This window comes from Microbacterium sp. AG238 (assembly GCF_003610405.1).
Classification (GTDB): domain Bacteria; phylum Actinomycetota; class Actinomycetes; order Actinomycetales; family Microbacteriaceae; genus Microbacterium.
Genome location: NZ_RAQC01000001.1, coordinates 1,337,972 through 1,361,590 on the forward strand (window position 1 = coordinate 1,337,972; position 23,619 = coordinate 1,361,590).

Here is a 23,619-nt window from a genome sequence, read left to right on the forward strand (position 1 = left end):
GCCGCGCTCAGCGTCGACCGATGCCGACGATCGGGCTGACCGACTGCTCGGCCTCGTGGTCGGGGTCGAGCGGGATGCCGCTGCGATCGCGCAGGAGCAGCGTCGCGACGAGCCCGAGGACCGTCATCCCGGCCAGGTACCACGTCACCGACATCGTCGAGCCCGTCGCCTGCACGAGCGCCGTGGCGATGGTCGGCGCGAACGCGCCGCCGAGAATGGCGCCGATGGCGTATGAGATCGAGACCCCCGAGAACCGGATGGATGCCGGGAAGAGCTCGGCGTACAGCGCGGCCTGCGGGCCGTACGTCAGGCCCAGCCCGATCGTCAGGATCGCCAGCCCGGTGAAGAGGAGACCGATGCTCCCGGTGTTCACGAGCGGGAAGAGGGCGAACACGCCCGCGAGCTGGAGGATCCAGCCGGCGATGTAGGTCGTCCGGCGACCGATCCGGTCGGAGAGGAAGCCGGCGATGAGGGTCGTGATGAGCCAGGTGACCGCCGAGCCGGCGACCGCCCACAGCACCGGTTCGCGGTCGAAGGCGAGGGGGCCGTCGGGGTTCGTGGCGTAGTTCTGGATGTAACCGCCGGTGGTCATGTAGCCGACGGCGTTGTTGCCCGCGAAGACGAACGCCGCGATGATCACAAGGGCGGCGTGCTTGCGGAACAGCTGCACGATCGGCATCTGCGCCTTCTCGCGGCGTTCGGCGAGCTCGGTGAACACGGGGCTCTCCTCGACGCGGCGACGCACGTACCAGCCGACGAGGATGAGCACCACGCTCAGGAGGAACGGCACCCGCCAGCCCCAGGCGAGGAACGCGTCTCCCGGAGCGATCATGGCCATGAGCGCCATGACTCCCGATGCGAGGAGCAGCCCGAGCGGCACGCCGATCTGCGGCGACGCCCCGAACGCACCACGGCGCGTCTTCGGGGCGTGCTCGACGGCCATGAGCACCGCGCCGCCCCATTCCCCGCCCGCTGAGATGCCCTGGACGATGCGCAGCAGCACGAGGATGACGGGCGCGGCGAGACCGATCGTCTCGTACGTGGGCAGCAGGCCGATGAGAGCGGTGGCGACCCCCATGAGGATGAGCGTCCACATCAGCACGAGCTTGCGTCCGAGCCGGTCGCCGAGGTGACCGGCGAGGAACGCCCCGAGGGGGCGGAAGAGGAAGCTCACGCCGACGGTGGCGAATCCGATCAAAGCGCTGTTGGCGCCGAGCGGGGCGAAGAAGAGCTGGCCGAAGACCAGCCCGACCGCCGTGGCATAGATGAAGAAGTCGTACCACTCGACCGTCGTCCCGACGACGGTGGCGAAGACCACGCGGCGGCGGTCGGCGGTGGTGGCGATGGTCCCGGTCGGGGTGAATCCGCTGCGTGCGGCCGGACCGGGTGTGGATGTGGGGGTGCTCATCTTCGTGCTCCCGAGGTGTCGACGACGTTGTCTGCAGACGTTGTTCTGCTGGCGATGATCATATACGATTTCGAATATGAGACAAGAGCGAGGAAGCTCCGGTCGGCCGGGAAAGATCATCGCGGTCCACCTGAGCTACGCATCCCGGGCGGCCCAGCGCGGACGCACGCCCGCCGCCCCCTCGTACTTCCTGAAGGCGGCGAGCTCGATCACCACCACCGGCGGCACGGTCGAGCGCCCCGCCGGCACCGAGCTGCTCGCCTTCGAGGGCGAGATCGCGCTGATCATCGGCCGCGACACCTTTCGTATCGGCCTCGCCGAGGCGTGGAACCACGTCGCCGCGATCACCGCGGCCAACGACCTCGGCGTCTACGACCTGCGCTCCGCCGACAAGGGGTCGAACCTCCGCTCGAAGAGCCGCGACGGCTTCACGCCCCTCGGTCCGGACCTCATCGACGCGCGCACCGTCGACCCGTACCGGCTGCGGGTCCGCACCTGGGTCAACGGCGCCCTCGTGCAGGACGACACGAGCGCGAGGATGCTGTTCCCCCTGGCGCAGATCGTCGCCGACCTCTCCCAGCACCTGACCCTCGAGACCGGAGACGTCATCCTGACGGGGACGCCGGCCGGATCGTCGGTCATCGGACCCGGCGACGTCGTCGAGGTCGAGGTCGACGCGCTCGACACCGGCGCCACCTCCGGGCGTCTGGTCACCACTGTCGCCGCCGGCTCCGATGTCAGCTTCGACCCCGCGCTCGGGTCGCTGCCCGCTGTCGACGACGTCCAGCGCGAAGAGGCCTGGGGGTCGCGTGCCGCGGCCGGGCTGCCCGAGGCACCGGCATCCGTTCTCACCGCGGACCTCCGCGCCAAGCTCGAGCGCGTCCCCGTCGCCGCGCTTTCTCAGCAGCTGCGCAAGCGCGGTCTCGATGACGTCTCGATCGACGGTGTGCACCCGATGCACCCGGGCCGCACGCTCGTCGGAACCGCCGCCACGTTGCGATTCGTGCCCTTCCGCGCCGACCTCTTCGCCCGTCACGGCGGTGGCTTCAACGCGCAGAAGCAGGCCTTCGACTCGGTCTCGCCCGGCGAGGTGATCATCATCGAGGCGCGGGGCGAGACCGGGTCGGGCACGCTCGGCGACATCCTCGCCCTCCGCGCCCAGACCCGGGGAGCCGCCGGCGTGGTGACCGACGGCGGCGTGCGCGACTACGCCGCCGTCGCCGAGATCGGACTCCCGGTCTACACGGCGGGACCGCACCCGGCCGTGCTGGGCCGCAGGCACGTCCCGTGGGAGGCGGGCGGCACCATCGCCTGCGGCGGCGCGACCGTCCAGCCCGGCGATGTCATCGTGGGCGACGCGGACGGCGTGATCGTCATCCCGCCCGCTCTCGTGGCCGAGGTCGTCGATGCCGCGCTCGCCCAAGAGGACGAGGACGCCTGGATCGCCGCGCGCGTCGCGGAGGGCGCATCCGTCGACGGCCTGTTCCCGATGAACGCGGCCTGGCGAGCCCGGTACGACGGCGAGCGCGGCGCATGACACCGTCGACGCCTCCCCTGCCCGAGACGCAGAGCAAGTCGCAGCGTGCGTACCAGTGGATCCGCGAGCGCATCGCCGAACAGGAGTTCACCCCCGGTTACCGGCTCGTGCTCGGGACGATCGCCGGCGAGCTCGACATGAGCGTCGTACCGGTGCGCGAAGCGATCCGGCAGCTCGAGGCCGAAGGGCTCGTGACCTTCGAGCGCAACATCGGTGCCCGCGTCGCGATGGTCGATGACTCTCAGTACCGGTTCAGCATGCAGGCGCTGTCGATCCTCGAGGGCGCGGCGACGGCGCTCGCCGCGCGTGCGCTCGACGTCGACGACATCCGACGCGCGCGCGAGATCAACGACCTGATGACCGAATCGCTCGACCACTTCGACCCGCGGTCGTTCACGCGCCTGAACCAGGAGTTCCACGCCGTGCTGTTCGAGCGGTGCGCGAACCCGCGGATGCTCGAGCTCGTGCAGACCGAGTGGGCGCGGCTCGGACACCTGCGCGACTCGACGTTCAGCTTCGTGCCGGGCCGCGCGCAGGAGTCGGTGCGCGAGCACGAGCACATCGTCGCGCTCATCGAACGCGGAGCACCGCTGACGGAGATCGAGCACGCCGCACGACGCCACCGCTCCGCGACTCTCGACGCCTATATGACCCACGAGCACCCCGATCAGGCGCTCGGCCTGCCCAATTTCTGACCGCCCCCGTTGCAAGGACGCACGAGATGACCGACACGACGCTCACCGCCCCCCACACGCCCGCGGACCTGCCCGGCGCCATCCGCCACTACATCGACGGGTCGCTCGTCGACTCGGTCGACGGCGGCACCTTCGACGTGCTCGACCCCGTCACCGGGCGCGTGTACCTGCAGGCGGCCGCCGGCAAGAAGGCCGACGTCGACGCGGCCGTCGCAGCAGCCCGGCGCGCATTCGCCGATGGCCCGTGGCCGCGGATGCTGCCGCGCGAGCGGTCGCGCGTGCTGCACCGCATCGCCGAGCTCGTCGAGTCGCGCGACGCCCGCCTCGCCGAGCTCGAGTCGTTCGACTCCGGGCTCCCCATCACCCAGGCGCTCGGGCAGGCCCGGCGCGCGGCCGAGAACTTCCGCTTCTTCGCCGACCTGATCGTCGCTCAGGCCGACGACACCTACAAGGTGCCCGGGCGTCAGATCAACTACGTCAACCGCAAGCCGATCGGCGTGGCCGGACTCATCACGCCGTGGAACACGCCGTTCATGCTCGAGTCGTGGAAGCTCGCGCCCGCGCTCGCCACCGGCAACACGGTCGTTCTCAAGCCCGCCGAGTTCACTCCCCTGTCCGCATCGCTGTGGGCGGGCATCTTCGAGGAGGCGGGACTGCCGCCCGGAGTGTTCAACCTCGTCAACGGCCTCGGCGAAGACGCGGGCGACGCCCTCGTGAAGCACCCCGACGTGCCCCTCATCTCCTTCACCGGCGAGAGCTCGACGGGGCAGCTGATCTTCGCCAACGCGGCGCCGCACCTGAAAGGCCTGTCGATGGAGCTGGGCGGCAAGAGCCCGGCGATCGTCTTCGCCGACGCCGACCTCGACGCCGCGATCGACGCCACGATCTTCGGGGTCTTCTCGCTCAACGGCGAGCGCTGCACGGCCGGCAGCCGCATCCTGGTCGAGCGCTCGGTATACGACGAGTTCGTCGAGCGCTACGCCGCTCAGGCGAAGCGAGTCAGAGTCGGCTATCCCCATGATCCGGCGACCGAAGTGGGCGCGCTCGTGCACCCCGAGCACTTCGCCAAGGTCATGTCGTATGTCGAGCTCGGAAAGAGCGAGGGCCGTCTCGTCGCCGGCGGCGGCCGCCCCGAGGGGTTCGAGAGCGGCACGTTCGTCGCCCCGACGGTATTCGCCGACGTGGCCCCCACCGCGCGGATCTTCCAGGAGGAGATCTTCGGCCCGGTCGTCGCGATCACCCCGTTCGACACGGACGCGGAGGCCCTCGCCCTCGCCAACGACACGAAGTACGGGCTGGCCGCCTACGTGTGGACCAACGACCTGAAGCGGGCGCACACCTTCTCGCAGGCCGTGGAGGCGGGGATGGTGTGGCTCAACTCCAACAACGTGCGCGACCTCCGCACCCCGTTCGGCGGTGTCAAGGCGTCGGGCCTCGGCCACGAGGGCGGCTACCGGTCGATCGACTTCTACACGAACCAGCAGGCGGTGCACATCACCCTCGGCGCGGTCCACAACCCGACCTTCGGCAGAAGCTGAGCCGCCGCCCGGAACCGCCGGCCCCACCCGCATCGAGAGCAAGGACGCTGTCATGACCCACCGCGAACAGATGACCCGCACATCGTCGGGATACTTCGTCAGCCCAGAGGCGCCGATCGCCTGCGACGACCCGATCCCCACGCCGGCCGCACCGGCGCCCGACATCCTCCGCTGCGCCTACATGGAGCTCGTCGTCACCGACCTCGCCGCCTCACGCGAGTTCTACGTCGACGTGCTCGGCCTGTACGTCACCGAGGAGGACGACGCGGCGATCTACCTCCGCTCGACCGAGGAGTTCATCCACCACAACCTCATCCTGCGTCAGGGGCCGGTGGCCGCCGTCGCAGCGTTCTCGTACCGGGTGCGATCAGCCGAAGACCTCGACCGCGCCGTCGCGTTCTACACCGAGCTCGGCTGCCGGGTCGAACGGCGGCCGGACGGCTTCGTCCGGGGTATCGGCGACGCAGTGCGCGTCGAGGACCCCCTCGGCTTCCCGTACGAGTTCTTCTTCCAGACCGAGCACGTCGAGCGCCTCTCCTGGCGCTACGACCTGCACACACCGGGCGAGCTCGTTCGTCTGGATCACTTCAACCAGGTGACGCCCGACGTCCCGCGTGCCGTGCAGTTCATGCAGTCGCTCGGGTTCCGGGTGACCGAGGACATCCAAGACGACGCGGGCACCGTGTATGCGGCGTGGATGCGGCGGAAGCCCACCGTCCACGACACCGCGATGACCGGCGGCGACGGGCCCCGCATGCACCACGTGGCTTTCGCGACCCACGAGAAGCACAACATCCTCGCGATCTGCGACAAGCTCGGCGCACTCCGCCGGTCGGACGCCATCGAGCGCGGTCCGGGCCGTCACGGCGTCTCGAACGCGTTCTACCTCTACCTGCGCGACCCCGACGGGCACCGCGTCGAGATCTACACGCAGGACTATTACACGGGCGACCCCGACAATCCCGTCATCACATGGGACGTCCACGACAACCAGCGCCGCGACTGGTGGGGCAACCCCGTCGTGCCGTCCTGGTACACCGAGGCCTCCCTCGTCCTCGACCTCGACGGGAAGCCCCAGCCGCTTCGCGCCCGCACCGACGACTCCGAGATGGCCGTGACGATCGGGGCGGACGGGTTCTCGTACACCCGGCCCGGCGACGACGGGCTGCCCGAGGACAAGCAGGGCGAGTACAAGCTCGGCCACCAGCTCTGATCTCCTACCAGCTCTGAGAGGACGCCCATGCTCTCCCCCGACATCGTCACCGCCATCGCGGACGAACTGGCCGAAGCCGATCGCACGCACGGCGTCATCCCGCGCATCACGGCGCGCTATCCCGGCGCCACGATCGAGGACTCGTACGCGATCCAGGGCGTCTGGCGCGATCGGATGATCGCTTCAGGCAGACGCCTGGTCGGACGCAAGATCGGCCTGACCTCGAGAGCGATGCAGCAGGCGACCGGCATCACCGAGCCCGACTACGGCGTCATGTTCGACGACACCGTCTTCGACTCCGGCGTCGAGATAGCGACCGAGAGGTTCTCGAACGTTCGCGTCGAAGTCGAGCTCGCCTTCGCGCTCGCCCGCCCGCTCGCGGGACCCGACTGCACACTCGACGACGCACTCGATGCGATCGACTACGCCGTCCCGGCCCTCGAGATCCTGAACTCGCACATCGAGCTCGAGGGCCGCACGATCGTCGACACGATCGCCGACAACGCCGCCTATGGCGCGATGGTGCTCGGCGCCGAGCGGCGGCGCCCCGACGAGATCGACCTGCGGTGGGTGCCCGCGCTGCTCTCGCGCAACGGCGAGATCGAGGAGACCGGCGTGGCGGCGGGCGTGCTCGGACACCCCGCGACGGGAGTCGCGTGGCTCGCCAACAAGGTCTCGCAGCACGGTGCACGCCTGGAGGCTGGCGAGCTGATCCTCGCCGGATCGTTCACCCGCCCGATGTGGGTGTCGCGCGGCGACGAGGTCCGCTGCGACTATGGCCCGATGGGAGAGATCGCATGCCGTTTCGTCTGAAGCCGACCTTCCGCGACGCGCTCGCCCGCGCGGATCGCCCGCTCGCGGGCATGTGGGTGTGCTCGGGGTCGCCGCTGATCGCCGAGATCTGCGCCGGCGCGGGACTCGACTGGCTGCTCATCGACATGGAGCATTCCCCCAACGGACTCGAGTCCGTCCTCGCGCAGCTGCACGCCGCTGCCGCGGCGCCGGTCACCACCCTCGTCCGCGTCCCGACCGCCGACCCGGTCATCATCAAGCAGGTGCTCGACCTCGGCGCGCAGAACCTCCTCGTGCCGATGGTGTCGTCGGCCGCCGAAGCAGAGGCGATCGTGCGCGCGGTGCACTATCCGCCGCGCGGCATCCGCGGTGTGGGTTCCGCCCTCGCCCGTTCGGCCCGCTGGAACCGCGTCGACGACTACCTGGCCGAGGCCGAGCAGCACGTGTCGCTCGTCGTGCAGATCGAAACCGCCGCGGGGGTCGAGGCCGCCGCGGCCATCGCTGCCGTCGACGGAGTGGACGGCGTCTTCGTCGGCCCGAGCGATCTCGCCGCCTCGATGGGACTGCTCGGACAGCAGACCCATCCCGACGTCGTCGCCGCCGTCCGACGGGTCTTCACCCAGGCCCGAGCGTCGGGCACACCGGTGGGCGTCAACGCCTTCGACCCCGCGCTCGCCCGCGACTACGCCGAGGCCGGGGCGGACTTCCTGCTCGTCGGCGCGGACGTGGCGCTGCTGGCCCGCGGCTCGGAAGCGCTCGCCACGGCCTGGGTTCCCGAGGCCGACCGCACCGCTCGCGCCGGGTACTGACGCGCGATCAGCCCGGCACCGCCCGCGCGACGTGCAGGGCGAGGTAGGCCACTTCCTCGTCGGAGATCTCGATGTCGTGCTGAGTCCGCACGAGCGCGCGTACGCGCTCGGCCGTCGCCGTCGCTCTCGGATGCCGCCGGCTCATGCTCTCGAAGAGGAAACCGTCGTCGCTCTCGAGCATGCGACCCGAGAACACCCGCTCGGCGAAGAACTGCAGGTGCACGAGGAAGCGCGACGAATGCAGGTCGTCGCCGAAGGCGATCCCCGTGGAGTTCGACACGATCGTGGTCGCCGCCGAGATGAGCCGCACGACATGCATCGTGTCGGCACCGGCCCGCCCGTTGGCCGCGTTGGCGAGGTGGAACGCGATGTTCGCCGCCTCCTCGTCGGGCACCGCCACGCGCATGCGCTCCCGGAGCAGGTCGACGCCCCGCGATCCGACGGCGTACTCGTCGGGGTAGACGGTGCGCAGTTCCCAGGCGAGCCGGTTCACCACGACGAGACCGCGGCGGTGCCGTTCGACGGCGAAGTGGAGATGGTCGGTGAGCGTGAGGTAGATGTGCGGGTCGAGGTCGAGACCCGACGCCACCGCGTCTCGCACGATCTCCCGGGTGAGCTCGACGAACTCACCCGGGATCTGCGCGAGCAGTTCGACGAGGTTGCGCTGATCCGCGTCGTCGAGCGCGACGAACACCCGGTCGGTCGCGCCCTCGTCGACGACGTCGCCGGGCTTGGCACCGAAGCCGATGCCCTTGCCCAGCAGCACCCGCTCGACGCCGCGCTCGTCGTCGACGAGCACGACGCTCGAGTTGAGCACCTTCTTGATGATCTGCATGCCCGTCCTCATCGACCCGGCCTCACGCTCGTGGAGCAGTGGGGTCACCCGAGATCTGCACCGTTCGTGGCGATCACCCGCTGGTACCACCAGAACGAATCCTTGCGTCGACGCTCACCGCTGCCCTGACCGAGGTCGTCGAGGTCGACGTGAATGAAACCGTATCGCTTGGAGATCTGCGACGACGACGCGCTGATGATGTCGATCGGTGCCCAGCTGGTGTACCCCATCAGCTCGACGCCCTCATCGACCGCCCGGATCATCTCGCGGAAGTGCGCGCGGAAGTAGTCGATGCGGTACGGGTCGTGGATGCGCCCGTCTGCGGTCAGCTCGTCGCGCATGCCGAGTCCGTTCTCGACGATGAACAGCGGCTTGCCGTAGCGGTCGTACAGATCGATGAGCGAGATCCGCAGTCCGACCGGGTCGATCTGCCACCCCCATTCGCTGGACTCGAGGTAGGGGTTCTTGACCCCGAGCACCGTGTTGCCCGGCGTCCGCTCGGCATTCGGGTCGACCGACTCGGCGAGGGTCATGTAGTACGACAGCGAGATGAAGTCGACCGGGTGCTCGCGCAGCAACTCGGCATCCCCCGGGGCGAACGGGATCTCGACGCCCTGTCGCGCGAGCGCGTTCAGGGCGAGCCGGGGGTAGGCACCGCCGGCCTGGACGTCCGTGCACAGATAGAGCAGCCGGTCCTTCGCCTGCGTCGCGGCGATGTCGTCGGGGTGGCACGTCAGCGGGTAGGTCTTCAGCATCGTCAGCATGCACCCCATCTGCGACTCCGGCCACATCTCGTGCAGCATCCGGGTCACCGAGGCCGAGGCCACGAACTGGTGGTGGAGGGCCGTGTAGCAGGCCTGCAGGACGCTGCCCTCGACGGTCTCCTCGATGATGCCGCCCGAGGTGAGGGGGTGCCGCACGATGCCGTCGATCTCGTTGAACGACAGCCACAGCTTCACGAGATGCCCGAAGCGTTCGAAGCACGTGCGCGCGAAACGCTCGAACAGGGCGATCGTGCTGCGATCGACCCAGCAGTTGTTCTTCAGGGCGAGAGCGAGCGGCGGGTCGTAGTGCGAGAGCGTGACGAGCGGCTCGATGCCCAGCCGCCGCATCTCGGTGAACAGCCCCTCGTAGAAGGCGATGCCCGCCTCGTTCGGCTCGGTCTCCTCACCCGTCGGGTACAGCCGCGTCCAGGCGATCGACACGCGCAGCACCGTGAAGCCCATCTCGGCGAACAGCGCGAGGTCTTCGGGGTACCGGTGGTAGAAGTCGATCCCGCGGCGCTTGGGGTAGTAGGTCTCGTCGTCATCGGCCATCGCCGCCGTGATGCTCTCGACTGTGTGCGCGTGATGGATCGCGTACTCGCGAGGATCGACGTTCGGGCGGTACTTCGCGATGTCCGAGACGGCCGGCCCGCGGCCGCCCGCGCGCCACGCGCCCTCGGCTTGGTTGGCGGCGAGCGCGCCGCCCCACAGGAACGATTCAGACAGTGCCACGAGCGGCCTCCTTGGTGCGTGCGGTGAAGATGCCGGTGCCCGCCTCGACGGGGCCGGTGAGAGCCTCGACCACGTCGAACGCGTCGCCGTTGAGGACGACGACCGGGGTGATCGTGTCGAACCCGGCGAGATGGATCGCCTCGAGGTCGGCCTCGAGGACGAGCTGACCACGCTCGACGCGATCGCCCTGCGCGACGTGGGCGACGAAGGGGGCACCGTCGAGCTTGACGGTGTCGAGCCCGACGTGGACGAGGACCTCGACGCCGTCGTCGCCGGTGATACCGAAGGCGTGCTTCGAGGGCAGCAGGCTCGAGACCACCCCCGACAGCGGCGCGTACACCGAACCGGCGCTGGGACGGATCGCGACGCCGTCGCCGAGGATGCCGCCACCGAACACCGGATCGTCGACGCGGTCGAGCGGCACGACCTCGCCGGCGACGGGGGCGACGAGCCTGCCGTCGGCGACCGGTTCGGCCGCGATGTCGCCCGCGCTGCCGGCCTGAGCCTCGAGCGCGCGGATCGTGCCCGAGTCGGAGTCCGTCCAGATGACGAGCGCGACGACGAAGGCGGTCGCGAAGGCGACGAGGGCCCCGATGACGGCGTGGATGAGGTTCCACGGGTTCAGCACGTCGATGAACATCGAGATGCTCGCCGCTCCGGGGCTGACGAGGGCGAAGGCTCCGACAGCAGCGATGCCGAGGTAGACGCCGCCGGTCAGCGACCCGGCGATCACCGCGAACAGTGCTCGGCGGTTCTGCAGCGTCACGCCGTAGAGCGCGGGCTCGGTGATGCCGAAGAACGCGGAGATGCCCGACGAGATGGCCGTGCCGCGCAGCGTCTTGTTGCGGGTGCGGATCGCGACGGCCAGGCTCGAGCCCGACTCGGCGATGTTGTGGGCGAGTGAGGCCACGAGGTAGAAGGGGTCACGTCCCTGCTGCGCGACGGTCGCGATCGTGGGCGGGATGAACGCCTTGTGCATCCCGACCGAGATGATGAAGGGCAGCACGACGGCGAGCAGTGCGATGGCGACCCAGCCGAGAGTGCCGTACAGCCAGAGCATTCCGCCGGTCAGCAGCGACCCGAGTCCGTAGCCGAGCGGCCCCAGGGCGAAGATCATGATCGGGGAGACCACGATGAAGCACAGGAGCGGCACGAAGAAGGTGCGGATGGGCCCGGGCGTGATCTTCGTCGCCAGCTTCTCGATGGGCCACAGCAGCAGCACAGCGAGGATCGGCGGGAACACCTGGGCGTTGTAGGCGATCGCCGGGATCGGCAGGCCGAACAGCGCGACACCGCCCTCCTGGGTCAGCAGCCCGGAGAAGGCCGGGAACACCAGCAGACCGACGATGCCGAGGGCGAGGGGGATGTTGACGCCGAGCTTCTTCGCGGCGGTGTAGGTCACCAGCAGCGGCAGGAAGAAGAACACCGCGTCGGGGATCGCCGAGAGTACCTGATAGCTGGGATCGGTGGTCTGCATCCACCCGAGCGCGGAGGCGAGGATCAAGAACGACTTGAAGATGCCCGCGCCGGCGATCGCGGGGATGATCGGGGTGAAGACGGCCACGACGAAGTCCATGATCGCCGAGCCCGCGCGCTTCCACGTCAGCTTCTGCCGGGTCCGCCCCGCCGCACGACCGGCCGCGCGGCCGCCGCGCAGTCGCTCGATCTCGGCGAAGTAGTCGCTCACCTTCGACCCGACGATGATCTGCGTCTGGGGGCCGCGCACGACGCCGATGACGCCGGGCACCGCTTTCAGGGCCGCCTCGTCGGCGCGGGCATCGTCGACGAGATTGAACCGGAGCCGCGTCGAGCAATGCTGCAGCGCGGCGATGTTCTCGGGTCCGCCGACATGCTCGAGGATCGCGCCCGCGGCATCCTTCGTGGTGGTCATCTTCGTTTTCCTCCTGTGGAATCCCGGACCGTGCCGCCGGAGCGGCTCCGCTCCGGACCCGGTCGGAGGCAACAAAAAAAGGACCCGAGCGTCGTGCGATGCACGTACGTTCGGATCCTGCCTGCATGACCAGTCACATGTCCGAGATGATCGTCGCACGTTCGGCGGCGGGGTGCAAACGGACGCGGCCGCGGAGCGTGCGGATGGGACGATGGGTGCATGACGAAGACGCATCTCATCACGGGGGCGGGTTCGGGCATCGGCCTCGCGATCGCCCGCCGGCTCGCCGACCGCGGCGACCGGCTCGTGCTCCTCGGCCGCGACGAACCCCGAGCGTCCGAGCTCGCGGACCTCTTTCCGGGCGCCGTCGGCGTCGCGGCAAACCTGAGCGAGCCCGCCGAGCTCGCGGCGGCTCTCGTCGATCGCGTGCCCGACGCGATCGACACGGTGATCCACGGCGCGGGCATCGTCGAGCTCGGCCCCGTCGCCGACCTGCCGGTCACCGCGTGGGTCGACCAGCTCACCGTCAACCTCATCGCCGCCGCGGAGCTCACCCGCATCGCCCTGCCCGCGGTGCGCGCCGCGCGCGGTCAGATCCTGTTCGTCAATTCCGGCGCAGGCCTCACGGCGCACCCCTCCTGGAGCGCGTACGCCGCGTCGAAGCACGGCCTCAAGGCCCTCGCCGACGCGCTCCGCGGCGAGGAGGCCGCGAACGGAATCCGGGTGACGACGGTGTACCCGGGGCGGACCGCCACCCCGATGCAGGCGGAGGTGCACCGTCAGGAGGGCCGCGACTACGACCCCGCCGCGTTCATCGACCCCGAGTCGGTCGCGACGACCGTGCTCGCCGCACTCGACCTCCCCCGGGACGCCCAGGTTCCGGACGTGTCCGTGCGTCCCGGACCGCGGTGACCACGCCGTGCCCGTCTCCGATCTTCCTCCCGGACGTCACCTCGCGCTGACCTGGGGCATCGCCATTCCCTACGGCGGTATGACGACCGCGATGCTCGACCGCAGTCGCCTGTTCGCCGACGCGGGAACACCGGTCGACGTCCTGACCCTCGACGACCGCGCCTTCCCCCTCCCGCCCATCCCGGGCGTCGGAGTCGAGACGTCCGTGACCATCCGCAACCTCTACGACTGGCCGCGCACGGGTGAGGTTCCGACCGGCTCCGGGCTGCCCGGCGCCCCGGCGCCGCTCGACCCCGACGGCGACGACATCGTCTGCGATGAGGCCGGCGGCGTGCTCCTCCGCCGGCTGCGGCTCGGCGAGGACGGCAAACCCGTCGATATCGACCACCTCCGCCCCGACGGCACGATCGCGCTGTCGGAGCGACGTGTCGGGGCGCGCGGCCGCGTCCTCCTCGCACGCGACGCCGCCGGCCGGCCCATCCGGGCCTGGCGTCGGCGATACGACTTCTACGCGGACTGGCTCGACCACATCGTGGGCGAGGACGAAGCGTTCCTGATCGTCGACAGCAAGACCGTCGCCCCCTTCGCCGCAGGCTACCGCCGTCGCCGCGTCACGACCGTCCACGTCGTGCACGGCTCGCACCGCGGCCCGACACCCGGCTCGGTACGCGCATCCCGGCAGCCGGTGTTCTCGCGGCTCACCGATTTCGACGCCGTCGCGTTCGCGACCGAGGCCCAAGCCGCCGACGTCCGCGCGATCGTCGGGCCACACCCGTTCCTCACCAGCGTCGCCCACCCGGTCGCCCCCGTCGACGTCTCCGCGCTGCCGCAGGAGTCCGAACGCGAGGACGCCGTCGTCATCGCCCGCCTCGAACCCATCAAGCGCGTCGAGGATGCCATCGCCGCGATGCGCCGGGTCCACGGTGACACCCGCGGCCGCACCGCGATGCGCCTCGACGTCTACGGCACCGGGTCCCAGGCCGACCAGCTCGTCGCGCTGGCTGCCGACGACGACGGCATCCGCTTCCACGGTCACACGGACGACCCCGCCTCGGCGATGGCCACGGCGAGCCTGCTCCTGCTCACGAGCCGGTCCGAGGCGTTCGGCCTCGTCCTGCTCGAAGCGATGGCCGCGGGCTGCCTTCCCATCGCGTACGACATCGCCTACGGGCCGGCCGAGCTCATCCGCCACGGCGAGAACGGCTGGCTCGTGCCCGACGGCGACGTCGACGCACTCGCCGACGCCATCCGGGCCGCAGCGGCGCTCGACCCCGCCCGACGAGCCGCGATGCGGCGGAGCGCGCGAGCGACGGCATCCGCCTACAGCGACGCGCGCATCCGCAGCCGCTGGGCGAGCGTCCTCCGGACGGCGCGCCGCCGCCGGCGGACGCGAGGTGGACTGCGTCGCCTCGCGGCGACCGCACGCCGGATGACGGGCGCGCTGCGACGACGCCTGCGTCCCTCGCGCCGTTAGCTCGCCCACGACCGGCTCGTCAAGGGCCACTCGGAACGGCGAGCGGGTGGTGCACCCTGTCGTGGCACGAGGGGAGGCGAGCACCGCGATGGGCGTACTGAGATACGGGTCGGACCTGATCCCCATCGTCATGCCCGACGATGTGCTCGCTCATCTTCAGCTCGTGGTCACGGCCAAGCTCGGCGCAGGCGAAGGTTTCACGGTGAGCTGGCGACACGGCGACGGACAGGGGCGGAGCACGCTGTGGTTCGAGCGCTCGATCCCGCTCCGATTCGACTTCGCATCGCCGCACCCGGTCGTCACTGACCCGCGACGTGTGCGGGCAATGATCACCGAGGCCGCTGCGGTCACCGGGCTTTCGCTCGGCACGCTGCCTTCCGAGGCCTCATGACCGGGATCCTGACGTCGCACGCCGACGCCCGCTGGCTCGTCGCGACTCCCGAGTACGCCGGTGTCACCGCTTACACCGGCGGGATCGGCCGCCACTACGCTGCCCTCCTTCCGGCCCTCGCGCGCCAGGGGATCGCGGTCGATCTCGCGATCGAGACGAACGACGAGCTCGTGTCCGACGACGCGGGCGACGGCATCCGCCTGATCGGCGGCGGCGTGCGGCGCGCCTACCGATCACGCCGCCATGACGTCGTCTTCGCACCCGAGTGGCGAGGCCTCGCGGCCATGCTCCCCCGCACGGCGCCGCTATTGACGAACCTCGCGACCGGGGTCCGGCTCGCCGACGAGGTCTCCGGGTTCCGTCCTGCCGACCTGCCGATCGGGCAGCGTGTCGTGCGTGCGCGGCAGGCCGCCGCCGAACGGCGCCAGCTGTATCGCTCCGCGGGTCTCATCTCCATCTCCCGCGCGATGCTCGAGCGCACGAGCGACCTCTACCCGGGATTGCCCCCGGCTCGCGTCGTGCGCAACTGCATCGACGTCGACGCCGTGGCCGCCGCCGCGGCACGCGCCGGGGTCCCGCAGGGCTGGCCGGACGATGAGGCGCCGGTCGTGCTGTTCCTCGGACGGTCCGAACGTCGCAAGGGCATCGAAGACGCATTCTCGGCCTTCCGGCGCGTGCACGAGGAGCTACCGCGGGCGCGGCTGGTCGTCGCCGGGGCCGGCGGCGATGCCCGCTACGAGCCGACGCGTGCCGCGCTCGTCGAGATGCTGCCGCCGTCGGCGCGCGACCGCGTGACCTGGCTCGGGCACGTGCCCGGTGACGAGCTCTACGGGGCCATCGCTCGCGCCGACGTCGTCATCTGCCCCTCGCGCTGGGAGGGATTCGGCAATGTCGCCCTCGAGGTCAAGACCATCGGAACCCCGCTCATCGTCACCTCCGGCAGCGGGTACGACGAATTCTGCACCGACGGACAGGACTGCCAGAGCGTGCCGCCCGCGGATCCCGAACGCCTCGCCGCCGCCATCGACGTCGCGGTGCGCCATCCGGCGTGGGCACGCACCCTCGCCGAACACGCCCGCGCTCAGGTCGCCGACTTCGCCCCCGACCCCGTCGCCCGCGACCTGATCGGCGCCGCGACCGACCTCCTCGCCGGCGCGATCAGGCCGAGGCTCGACGCCAGCCGTCGCCCCCGCTGACGATCGCTCCGGCCCGCTCGAAGGCTTCCAGCCAGCCCGTCATGGGCCACTCGCCCCACTTCCGGGCGAAGAGGGCACCGTTGCGCAGGATGTCGTCGAGGTGCTGCCACGGCGGCGAGGACGTCTCGTGATACTGGTGGTACGCGTCGGCACCGCCCACCCAGATCATCGGGATCGATGCACGCCGCAGGGAGAACGCGAAGTCGGTGTCCTCACCCCCGTATCCCTCGTACCTCTCGTCGAAGCCGCCGACGGCCCGCCACACGGCGGGCGTGGTCGCGAACGACAGCGACCAGAACAGCGGGTACTCCTCCGGGGCGGCGCGTTGCAGGGCGCCCGCCGCCGGAGCCGGGCGCGCCGCGTGGGGCGCGGTGGCCGCGCGGAGGGAAGCCGCATCGAGTGCGGCTTCGGCGGGCAGATACGTCACCGGCCCGCACAGGACCGCATCGGGGTGCTGACCCGCCGCATCGCGGTAGCGACCGACGAGCTCGGGCCCGGGAATGCAATCGGCGTCGAGGAAGATGAGCAGTCTCGCCCCGAGGGCCTCCGCGGCGCGGGCGCCGGCATTGCGCGCCGCCGCGAGCCGCAGGCCGGCCGCTCCCGGAGCGACGCGCACGACGCGCTCGGCATCGAGGTCCGGCGCATCGTCGTCGCCGATCCACACGACGACGCGCGCCAGGCCCGCCGTCGCACGCAGCTGATTGCGCAGGTGCCCGAGGCGAGGCGCCGAACAGAGCGTCACGATCGCGACATCGCTCATCGAGCCTCTCCCGTCCGCAGCTCGGCGCTGATGACCGCGGCAGCGCGCTGCGCCGCTCCTTCGGTGCGCCACGCAGCCCAGGCCTCGCCGCCGCGGGCGGATGCCTGCCCCAGCAGGTCCGGCCACCGCGCCGGCTCGGGCCACCCGGTCAGGGCGACCGCGAGGCCCGAGCGTCCGAGCGCCGACGCCGTCGCGTGCTGCTCGGCGAACGGGCGTTCCTGCGGGATGACGACGGCGGGCGCGCCCGCCGCAGCGAGGTCGGCGACGGCGTTCTGGCCGCACCACGACACGACGACGGATGCCGTCGACAGCGCCTCCCACGGATCGGCCGTCCATGAACCCGACCCGGCGCCGAGCACGCGCCACGGACGCCCCGACGCGCTCTCCGCCGCCGCGATGTCGTCAGCGGAGACGTCGGCTCCGCCACCGCCCCCGAGCAGGACGACCTCACCACCGCGTGGGCGGGCCGGGCGTGCGCGGCCCGCGAACCGCGATATCCCGCCCACGAACGCGACACGGTCACCCAACGAGGTCAGATGCCGGGGCGCGTAGAGCTCGACCGGCCACGGCGCGATGACGCGCCGTGCCGCCGCGAAGGCCAGCCGGTGGGGCTCGTCGATGCGGTCGCCGGGCTGCGTGACGACGATCACCGGGACGCCGAGGAGTCGGAGGAAGAGCGTCACCTCGGCAGAGACGTCGACGACGAAGGCATCGACGTCTCCCGTCGCGACCGCCGCCGCGATGACGGCGAGCCGAGACCGATGGCCGGCGTGGCGCAGGGGCGCCCAGTGCAGGAGGCCGCCCGCCGTCGGATCGTCGCCGGGGAGAGCCGGGGCCGGCTGGTCATCGCGCGCGAGGCCGACCCACGAGACGTTCGCAGGTAGGTCGTCGGGAGCGGGCAGCGAGCTGAAGCAGACGACGTGGGCATCGAGATGGGGCGCGATCGCCCGCATCCGCGTGAGGTGCCCGCGGCCGTGATGATGGACGTACCAGCCGATGCGCCCCGTCATGCCGGCAGCTCGGCGGGCGCGGCTTCCGTGCTGAGCGACGCGAAGATCTCCTCCAGGGCGGTCGTCCGCGCATCGAGGGAGAACCGATCGACCGCACGCGCGCGGACGGCTCGACGGAAGTGCGGATCACGGCCGTGCCCCCACATCGCCTCGACGGCATCCGCCATCGCCGCGACGTCCCCGGCACCGACCAGACGCATACCGATGCTCGCAGCGGCGATCTCGGGCACGCCGCCCACCGCGAAGCCGACGACCGGCGTTCCGCACATGAGGGCTTCGGGCCCCACGAGCCCGAACGGCTCGGCCCATGCCGGTGTGGCGAGCGCGACCGCGGACCGGCCGACGAGCACGGCGAGCTCGCGCGGCGTGAGCTCGCCGACGAGGGTCACGTCATCATCGAGCAGCGGGGCGAGCACCCCGTCGGCGTACGCGCGATCACCCACGCGACCCGCGATCGTCAGGCGTCTCCCGAGCGCGCGGGCGACGGCCACCGCCAGGTGCGGGGCCTTCTCAGGCACGATGCGGCCGAACCAGACGAGGTCGTCGCCGCCCGGACCGATCGTCCACACTCGGGGGTCCACCCCGTTGGCCAGCAGAGTCGAGGCGACTCCCGCGTGCTGCCATTCGCGGCGGGTGTGCTCGCTGACGGAGAGGAACGTGCTGCCGCGGCCCGCAGCAGCACGATGCGCGCGCACGAAATCGTCGTCCACCGGAGTGTGCAGGGTCGTGACCATCGGCACATCGAGCTGCGGGGCCATCTGCAGCGGCAGAGCATGCAAGCAGTGGTTCGAGATCACGTCGACATCGGCGGCGCGCGACCCGAGGGTCTCGAGGGCGCGGCGGAGCTTCGGCACGCTGAGGGTCTCGTAGGCGGGCGGATACGTCTTGTCGGTGCGCACCGCGTCGGCATCCCAGCCCAGCTCGGGCATCTCCCACACGCTTCCGGGCTCGACGTGGTCCGACCCGGTCACCGCGACGACCGTCACCTCATGGCCACGAGCGCGCAGGGCCTCGACCTCCGACCACACCGCGGCCTCGAGCCCGCCGGCGTGGGGCCTCCGGATCGGGAAACGCAGCGGGGCGATGACGGCGATGCGCAGCGGACGCCCCGTCACGAGGCACGCTCGCTGCGCAGCCGGCGGTACAGTCCGGCGTGCGCTGACGCCGTCGCGGCATCCTGCTCCCGGCGTCGCGTGCGACGCTGTTCGATCAGCTCGGCGCGCGCGATCGAACCGGGCCGTGCCGCGTCGTCGCACGACAGCAGTGACCGCAGCGCCGCCGTCAGAGTCTCGACGTCGCCCGGACGGAAGCTCGCGGTCGAGGCGTCGTCGTGCTGATCGGCGAAGTGACCGACGTCGGGCACCGCGACGGGCACCCCCAGGTCCCAGCACAGCTCCAGCCACCCCGAGTGGCTGCCGTAACGGTAGGGCAGCACGCAGACGTCGAGCCCGCTGAGCGCAGCGTTCAAGGCGGCGTCGGGAAGCCGGCCCTGCTCCACGAGGACGGCGTGAGGGTGACCCGCCACCGCGGAACGGACTTCATCTCGCGCGTCCTGGTCGCGCACAGACCGGTGCATGCGGATCTCAGCGACGGCGTGGTGTCCTTCGGCACGCAGGCGCTCGATCGCCGCGACCAGCGTCCGGGTGCTCGTGGGTCCATCGGTTCCGGGGCGGAGGTCCTTCAGGTGCATCCCGACCCGGAGCTCCTCGCTCACGGCCACGACGGAGGGGCTCTCGCCCTCGTGGAGGATCGCCGGGTGCGGCAGCACGAGCGCATCGCGCCCCCAGCGATCCCGCACCTCGGCGGCGGCCCCCGGTGTCAGGGTGACGAGCGCATCGGCCAGCGGCACGAGCTCGTCGAGCTGCGCGGCGTAGGTGCTCTGGTCCGAGAGCTGCGGATGCGTCAGGTCATGAACGGTGAACACGACGGCCCATCCCGCCGCGTGCGCTTCCTCGACGCAGGCCGTCAGATGCCCGGCCGGGAACGACTCGGTGCCGAAGTGGACGTGCAGGATGTCGGCGCGGTCGGCGTTCCGACGGATCCAGTCGGGGTCGAGAGCCACGGGAGGCCACCAGACCCCCTCCGCCGCCCCCGGCACCGGCGGATCGGGCAACAGGTCGATGCCCGCGGCATCCGTCACACGCCGCACATACGGATGCCCGGCGGGCACCGCCACGACACGCACGTCGGGTGCACCGGACATCTCGTCCAGAGGCGCGCTCGCGGTCACGATGGTCACGGTTCTCCTTGCTGGAACCGCCGAAACGAGGCGATCCGAGTCGGACGCTAGCCCAGCGCATCCCACGGCGCTTCGCACTTGCGCGAACCTCAGACGACCGGTAACGATGACCGGATGCCCGCCGCCGCCCCTCCTCTCTGCCTCGTCTGGGGTCCCGCCGGACACGGGGTCACCGATTACGGCTCCGACGTCGTCGCCGCCGCCGCCCGGCTCGACCCGAGACTGCGCAGCGTCGCTGTGTCCGATCTCGACGGCGCGCTGGGGGCGATCGCGCCGAGAGAGCACGTGCACCTCCACGCGACCGATCGACTGCTCGGCTCGAGCCTCGAGGCCGCCGCCGCCGCGGTCGAGGCGCTCAGCCGCGTCTGCCGGCTGAGTCTCACGCTGCATGATCTGCCGCAACCGTCCGACGGCACGAAGTACGACCGCCGCGTCTCGGCCTACCGCCGCTTCTTCGACGCCGCCGCCGCCGTGGCCGTCAACAGCGACCATGAGCGTCTGCTCGTGTCGGAGCACCTCGGCGACGGGCTGCGGCCCCACGTGATTCCGCTCGGAACCCGCGTCGGTGCAGCTCCGGTGGTCGACGTTCCGGCCACCGTGGCCGACCTCGTCGTCCTCATCGCCGGGTTCGTCTACCCCGGAAAGGGCCACGAGCCCGCCCTCCGCGCCGCCGCCGCGGCGGTGGACGCGCTGCGCGCGTCGGGCCGGCCGGTCGGCGACGCCGTCGTCCGCGCCCTGGGCGCCGCTTCGCCGGGCCACGACGACGACGTCGCGGCTCTTCACCGCCTCGCCGCCGACCTCGGCGGCAGATTCGAGATCACCGGGTTCCTCGGCGACGACGACTTCAGCGCTCGGTTGCACGAGCCCGGCATCCCCGTCGCCGCGCATGAGCACGTCTCGGCGTCTCGGTCGATGCTCGACTGGATCGAGGCGGGACGCCGACCACTCGTCGTCCGATCGCGGTACAGCGACGAGATGGACCGGTTGCGGCCCGGCACGTCGATCCTGTTCGATCCGGCCGAACTCGCCGGTCTCCTCGCGGCGGCGTGGGAGGACCCGGCCACGACGCGCCTCGAACCCGGCCACCCGCTGCGTCCCGATCTCGCCGATGCGGCCGGGTCGTACCTCGCCTGGTGGCGGGGGATGTCGCGGTGACTGCGGCCACTCCCGCCGGTACCCCGCTGCCCGGTAACCGGTGGGATCTCCTCGACGGCCGCTGGCCCGACGAGCCGCCGACGGTGTCGGTGATCGTCGCGCACTATCGCCAGCCCGAACAGCTCGCCCGTACTCTCGCCGCCCTGCGGTTGCAGGATCATCCGGCCGACCGGCTGCAGATCATCGTCGCCGACGACGGCTCGCCCGAGCCTCCCGCCGTCCCGGCGGGCGTCGAGCTCGTGCGCCACGAGGACCGGGGCTTCCGGCTCGCCGCCGTCCGCAACCTCGGAGCCGCGGCGGCGCACGGCGACGTGCTCGTGTTCCTCGATGCCGACACCGCCCCCGAGCCCGCCTTCGTGCGCGAGCTGACCCGCCTGCCCGCACTCGCACCCGACTGTGTCACGGTCGGGAGGCGGCGGCACGCCGACCTGTCGGGGGTCGATGCCGCCCGACTCGCCGAGCAGGCGGAGCAGCGGGCGTTGCCCGAACCCGGCTGGCTCGCCGCGGAATATCGCCGCACCGAGAACCTCCTGCTCGCCGACGACCGCAGTTACCGCCATGTCATCGGCGCGGTCATCGCGTGTTCGCGCGTCTTGTTCGACGCGACGGGGGGCTTCGACGAGACCTTCACGACGTACGGCGGCGAGGACTGGGAGTGGACCTATCGCGCGTGGCTGCACGGTGCGCTGCTCGCCCACGTGCCCGCAGCGGTCGCCTGGCACGACGGACCGGATGCGGCCGGGCGCGATGAAGGGGCGGTCGCGCGCCGGAACGCCGAGACGATCCGACTGAGCGATCTCATCCCCGTCGTGGGGTCCGCCGGCCGCGGCCTGCGTCCGACGCACCCCGACATCGCCGTCGTCGCGCCGTCTGATGCGAGCGCCGGGCAGCGGTTCCTCGCTCTGGACAGCACGTTGGCGGCACTCGGCGCAGCCTCGGGCCGCGCTGCCGTGCTTCCCCAACGCCCTGATGCGGATGCCGACGCGGATGCCGCGTTCGACCGGGTCCGGGTCGTCATCGAGCTGCTGCGTCCCGTGCGTGTCGCCGCCGACGCCGATGTCCTCGCCGCGTCACTGGCGCGGATCGACGACGAGGTCCTCGGGCAGCTGACGCTGCACTCGCCCGATGGCGAGCCGCTGGTGCGGATGACCTCGGTGCGCGCCCGAGCCCGCGCGGAGCGCTGGCAGCGCTCCGACCTCTTCCCCGCTGCGTCGGCGACCACCTCGGCGATCCGTGTCGTCACCGACGAGCCGGACCTCGCCGCCTACCTCGGCGGCTGGGGCTGAGCGGCGGCGGCATCCCACCAGTGCAGCACGCGTGACGCGATGAACGTCAGCCACGGCGACGGTTCCCCCTCGGCGACGTCGATGTCGAACCAGACGCGCCCGGCCAGAGGCCTCCCCTGGCGCCACGTGCCGTCGGCCGCGCGCGCGGCGCGGACCATCTCGATCGCCTCCGCCATCCGCGGGTCGGGGGCCACACCCTCAACGAGCGCGGCGGCGCGAAAGTGGTCGAGGGCGACGAGCACGCTGTAGCGGTGGCGGTGGGGGTAGACGAACTCCGTCACGAAGTCGCCCACCGGCTCGCCGGTCGAGGCACGGAAGGCCAACCGTCGTGACAGCAGGTACTCCTCGCCCCGGTGCCGGCTCTCGCGGAGGGCCGGATCGCCCGTGATCTGCTCCCACGCGAGCATGCCCCGCAGCGCGTTGAGCGTCGAATGGAACGACCCGCGGGTCGACCGACCCTCCTCCGCCTCGCAGTTCCACCCGCCGTCGGCGAGCTGATGCTCGGGGAACCACCGCGCGAGCCGGCTCACGTCGACGCCCAGCCAGGCACCGGTTGCGAGCGTGTACGAGTTGATGCACACATCGATCTCGCCGTCCCAGTAGGGCAGGTCGTCGTACTCCCACCGACTGTTGCGCCGGAGCCGTTCCGCGGTGTCGCCGAGGACGGCCGCATCCAGACCCCACTCCCGCAGGTCTTTCAGGGTCCAGGTGGTCGCCGTCCAGGGCTGTCCCGGCGCGCGCGCCTCGGGGCTGTCGAAGAACCCCGCGGGGAAGTAGGCGCCGCCCTCCCACTGGCCGTCCTCGCCCTGCTCGCGAAGCAGGCGCGCACCGTTGCCCTCCGTGGCGACGCGGGCACGCGTTGCCTGCCACACCGCAGGTGGAGCGCCGATAAGGTCGCGCTCCACCTGCCAGCGCAGCGACGGGTCGGTGTCCAGAAGCCACGCCAGCGTGCCGTCCGTGTCGGTCATGCGGTCATTGTCGC

Annotated in this window: 21 protein-coding genes; 12 read left to right on the top strand and 9 right to left on the bottom strand. The window is 71.2% G+C overall.

The window, feature by feature from the left end; all coding sequences use genetic code 11:
• Positions 1-7: 7 nt before the first annotated feature.
• Positions 8-1,408: an MFS transporter gene (locus tag DEU36_RS06385; protein ID WP_120263419.1), complete on the bottom strand. Its 1,401-nt coding sequence runs from the start codon at positions 1,406-1,408 to the stop codon at positions 8-10.
• A 76-nt stretch (positions 1,409-1,484) separates the two neighbouring features.
• On the opposite strand from DEU36_RS06385, the gene DEU36_RS06390 reads away from it, so the two are divergent.
• The 6 genes from DEU36_RS06390 to DEU36_RS06415 are packed head-to-tail and all read left to right on the top strand — an operon-like array spanning position 1,485 to position 7,992.
• A complete protein-coding gene (locus DEU36_RS06390; RefSeq protein WP_120263420.1) occupies positions 1,485-2,945 on the top strand; it encodes a fumarylacetoacetate hydrolase family protein in 1,461 nt (486 codons plus the stop codon).
• On the top strand, positions 2,942-3,640 hold the full coding sequence (locus DEU36_RS06395) for a GntR family transcriptional regulator (protein ID WP_120263421.1): 699 nt from the start codon (positions 2,942-2,944) through the stop codon (positions 3,638-3,640). The genes DEU36_RS06390 and DEU36_RS06395 overlap by 4 nt, the downstream gene beginning before the upstream one ends.
• A gap of 26 nt (positions 3,641-3,666) precedes the next feature.
• Positions 3,667-5,178, top strand: a complete 1,512-nt coding sequence (gene hpaE, locus DEU36_RS06400) for a 5-carboxymethyl-2-hydroxymuconate semialdehyde dehydrogenase (RefSeq protein ID WP_120263422.1) — start codon at positions 3,667-3,669, stop codon at positions 5,176-5,178.
• A gap of 52 nt (positions 5,179-5,230) precedes the next feature.
• The gene (gene hpaD / locus DEU36_RS06405) at positions 5,231-6,391 is read left to right on the top strand and encodes a 3,4-dihydroxyphenylacetate 2,3-dioxygenase (protein WP_120263423.1); all 1,161 of its coding nucleotides are present in this window, start codon (positions 5,231-5,233) and stop codon (positions 6,389-6,391) included.
• 27 nt (positions 6,392-6,418) lie between these two features.
• Positions 6,419-7,204, top strand: a complete 786-nt coding sequence (locus tag DEU36_RS06410) for a 2-keto-4-pentenoate hydratase (protein WP_120263424.1) — start codon at positions 6,419-6,421, stop codon at positions 7,202-7,204.
• Positions 7,189-7,992, top strand: coding sequence for an HpcH/HpaI aldolase/citrate lyase family protein (locus DEU36_RS06415; protein ID WP_120263425.1), 804 nt, complete (start codon positions 7,189-7,191; stop codon positions 7,990-7,992). Before DEU36_RS06410 ends, DEU36_RS06415 begins: the two co-directional genes overlap by 16 nt.
• A 7-nt stretch (positions 7,993-7,999) precedes the next feature.
• On the opposite strand, the gene DEU36_RS06420 is transcribed toward DEU36_RS06415, so the two are convergent.
• The 3 genes from DEU36_RS06420 to DEU36_RS06430 are packed head-to-tail and all read right to left on the bottom strand — an operon-like array spanning position 8,000 to position 12,214.
• Positions 8,000-8,827: a PRD domain-containing protein gene (locus tag DEU36_RS06420; RefSeq protein WP_120263426.1), complete on the bottom strand. Its 828-nt coding sequence runs from the start codon at positions 8,825-8,827 to the stop codon at positions 8,000-8,002.
• A gap of 44 nt (positions 8,828-8,871) precedes the next feature.
• Positions 8,872-10,323 carry a family 1 glycosylhydrolase gene (locus DEU36_RS06425; RefSeq protein ID WP_120263427.1) on the bottom strand — a complete coding sequence of 484 codons (1,452 nt, stop codon included), beginning with the start codon at positions 10,321-10,323 and terminating at the stop codon, positions 8,872-8,874.
• Positions 10,310-12,214, bottom strand: coding sequence for a beta-glucoside-specific PTS transporter subunit IIABC (locus DEU36_RS06430; protein ID WP_120263428.1), 1,905 nt, complete (start codon positions 12,212-12,214; stop codon positions 10,310-10,312). Before DEU36_RS06430 ends, DEU36_RS06425 begins: the two co-directional genes overlap by 14 nt.
• 219 nt (positions 12,215-12,433) lie before the next feature.
• Here DEU36_RS06430 and DEU36_RS06435 point away from each other — a divergent pair, with 219 nt between their 5' ends.
• The 4 genes from DEU36_RS06435 to DEU36_RS06450 all read left to right on the top strand — a co-directional run bounded on the left by DEU36_RS06435 (position 12,434) and on the right by DEU36_RS06450 (position 16,187).
• Positions 12,434-13,126: an SDR family oxidoreductase gene (locus DEU36_RS06435; RefSeq protein WP_120263429.1), complete on the top strand. Its 693-nt coding sequence runs from the start codon at positions 12,434-12,436 to the stop codon at positions 13,124-13,126.
• A 7-nt stretch (positions 13,127-13,133) separates the two neighbouring features.
• Complete coding sequence (locus tag DEU36_RS06440; protein ID WP_120263430.1) at positions 13,134-14,600, top strand: glycosyltransferase; 1,467 nt, start codon at positions 13,134-13,136, stop codon at positions 14,598-14,600.
• A gap of 88 nt (positions 14,601-14,688) precedes the next feature.
• Positions 14,689-14,991 carry a hypothetical protein gene (locus DEU36_RS06445; RefSeq protein WP_120263431.1) on the top strand — a complete coding sequence of 101 codons (303 nt, stop codon included), beginning with the start codon at positions 14,689-14,691 and terminating at the stop codon, positions 14,989-14,991.
• Entirely contained in the window at positions 14,988-16,187 is a 1,200-nt protein-coding gene (locus DEU36_RS06450) for a glycosyltransferase family 4 protein (protein WP_120263432.1), read from the top strand. Before DEU36_RS06445 ends, DEU36_RS06450 begins: the two co-directional genes overlap by 4 nt.
• Here DEU36_RS06450 and DEU36_RS06455 read toward each other — a convergent pair.
• Genes DEU36_RS06455 through DEU36_RS06470 form a run of 4 tightly spaced genes read right to left on the bottom strand, consistent with a single transcriptional unit; the run spans position 16,150 to position 20,196 of the window.
• Positions 16,150-16,947: a glycosyltransferase gene (locus DEU36_RS06455; protein ID WP_120263433.1), complete on the bottom strand. Its 798-nt coding sequence runs from the start codon at positions 16,945-16,947 to the stop codon at positions 16,150-16,152. The two genes, DEU36_RS06450 and DEU36_RS06455, sit on opposite strands and share 38 nt — an antisense overlap.
• Positions 16,944-17,957, bottom strand: a complete 1,014-nt coding sequence (locus DEU36_RS06460) for a glycosyltransferase (RefSeq protein ID WP_120263434.1) — start codon at positions 17,955-17,957, stop codon at positions 16,944-16,946. Before DEU36_RS06460 ends, DEU36_RS06455 begins: the two co-directional genes overlap by 4 nt.
• Positions 17,954-19,072 (bottom strand): glycosyltransferase, encoded by a 1,119-nt coding sequence (locus DEU36_RS06465; protein WP_120263435.1) that lies wholly within the window; start codon positions 19,070-19,072, stop codon positions 17,954-17,956. Before DEU36_RS06465 ends, DEU36_RS06460 begins: the two co-directional genes overlap by 4 nt.
• Complete coding sequence (locus tag DEU36_RS06470; protein ID WP_259455243.1) at positions 19,069-20,196, bottom strand: hypothetical protein; 1,128 nt, start codon at positions 20,194-20,196, stop codon at positions 19,069-19,071. The genes DEU36_RS06465 and DEU36_RS06470 overlap by 4 nt, the downstream gene beginning before the upstream one ends.
• A 114-nt stretch (positions 20,197-20,310) precedes the next feature.
• Here DEU36_RS06470 and DEU36_RS06475 point away from each other — a divergent pair, with 114 nt between their 5' ends.
• Both DEU36_RS06475 and DEU36_RS06480 read left to right on the top strand, forming a co-directional pair.
• Positions 20,311-21,351 carry a hypothetical protein gene (locus DEU36_RS06475; protein ID WP_120263436.1) on the top strand — a complete coding sequence of 347 codons (1,041 nt, stop codon included), beginning with the start codon at positions 20,311-20,313 and terminating at the stop codon, positions 21,349-21,351.
• Complete coding sequence (locus DEU36_RS06480) at positions 21,348-22,637, top strand: glycosyltransferase (RefSeq protein WP_120264397.1); 1,290 nt, start codon at positions 21,348-21,350, stop codon at positions 22,635-22,637. The genes DEU36_RS06475 and DEU36_RS06480 overlap by 4 nt, the downstream gene beginning before the upstream one ends.
• On the opposite strand, the gene DEU36_RS06485 is transcribed toward DEU36_RS06480, so the two are convergent.
• Positions 22,616-23,605, bottom strand: a complete 990-nt coding sequence (locus DEU36_RS06485) for a squalene cyclase (protein ID WP_120263437.1) — start codon at positions 23,603-23,605, stop codon at positions 22,616-22,618. The two genes, DEU36_RS06480 and DEU36_RS06485, sit on opposite strands and share 22 nt — an antisense overlap.
• Between the last annotated feature and the right edge of the window lie 14 nt (positions 23,606-23,619).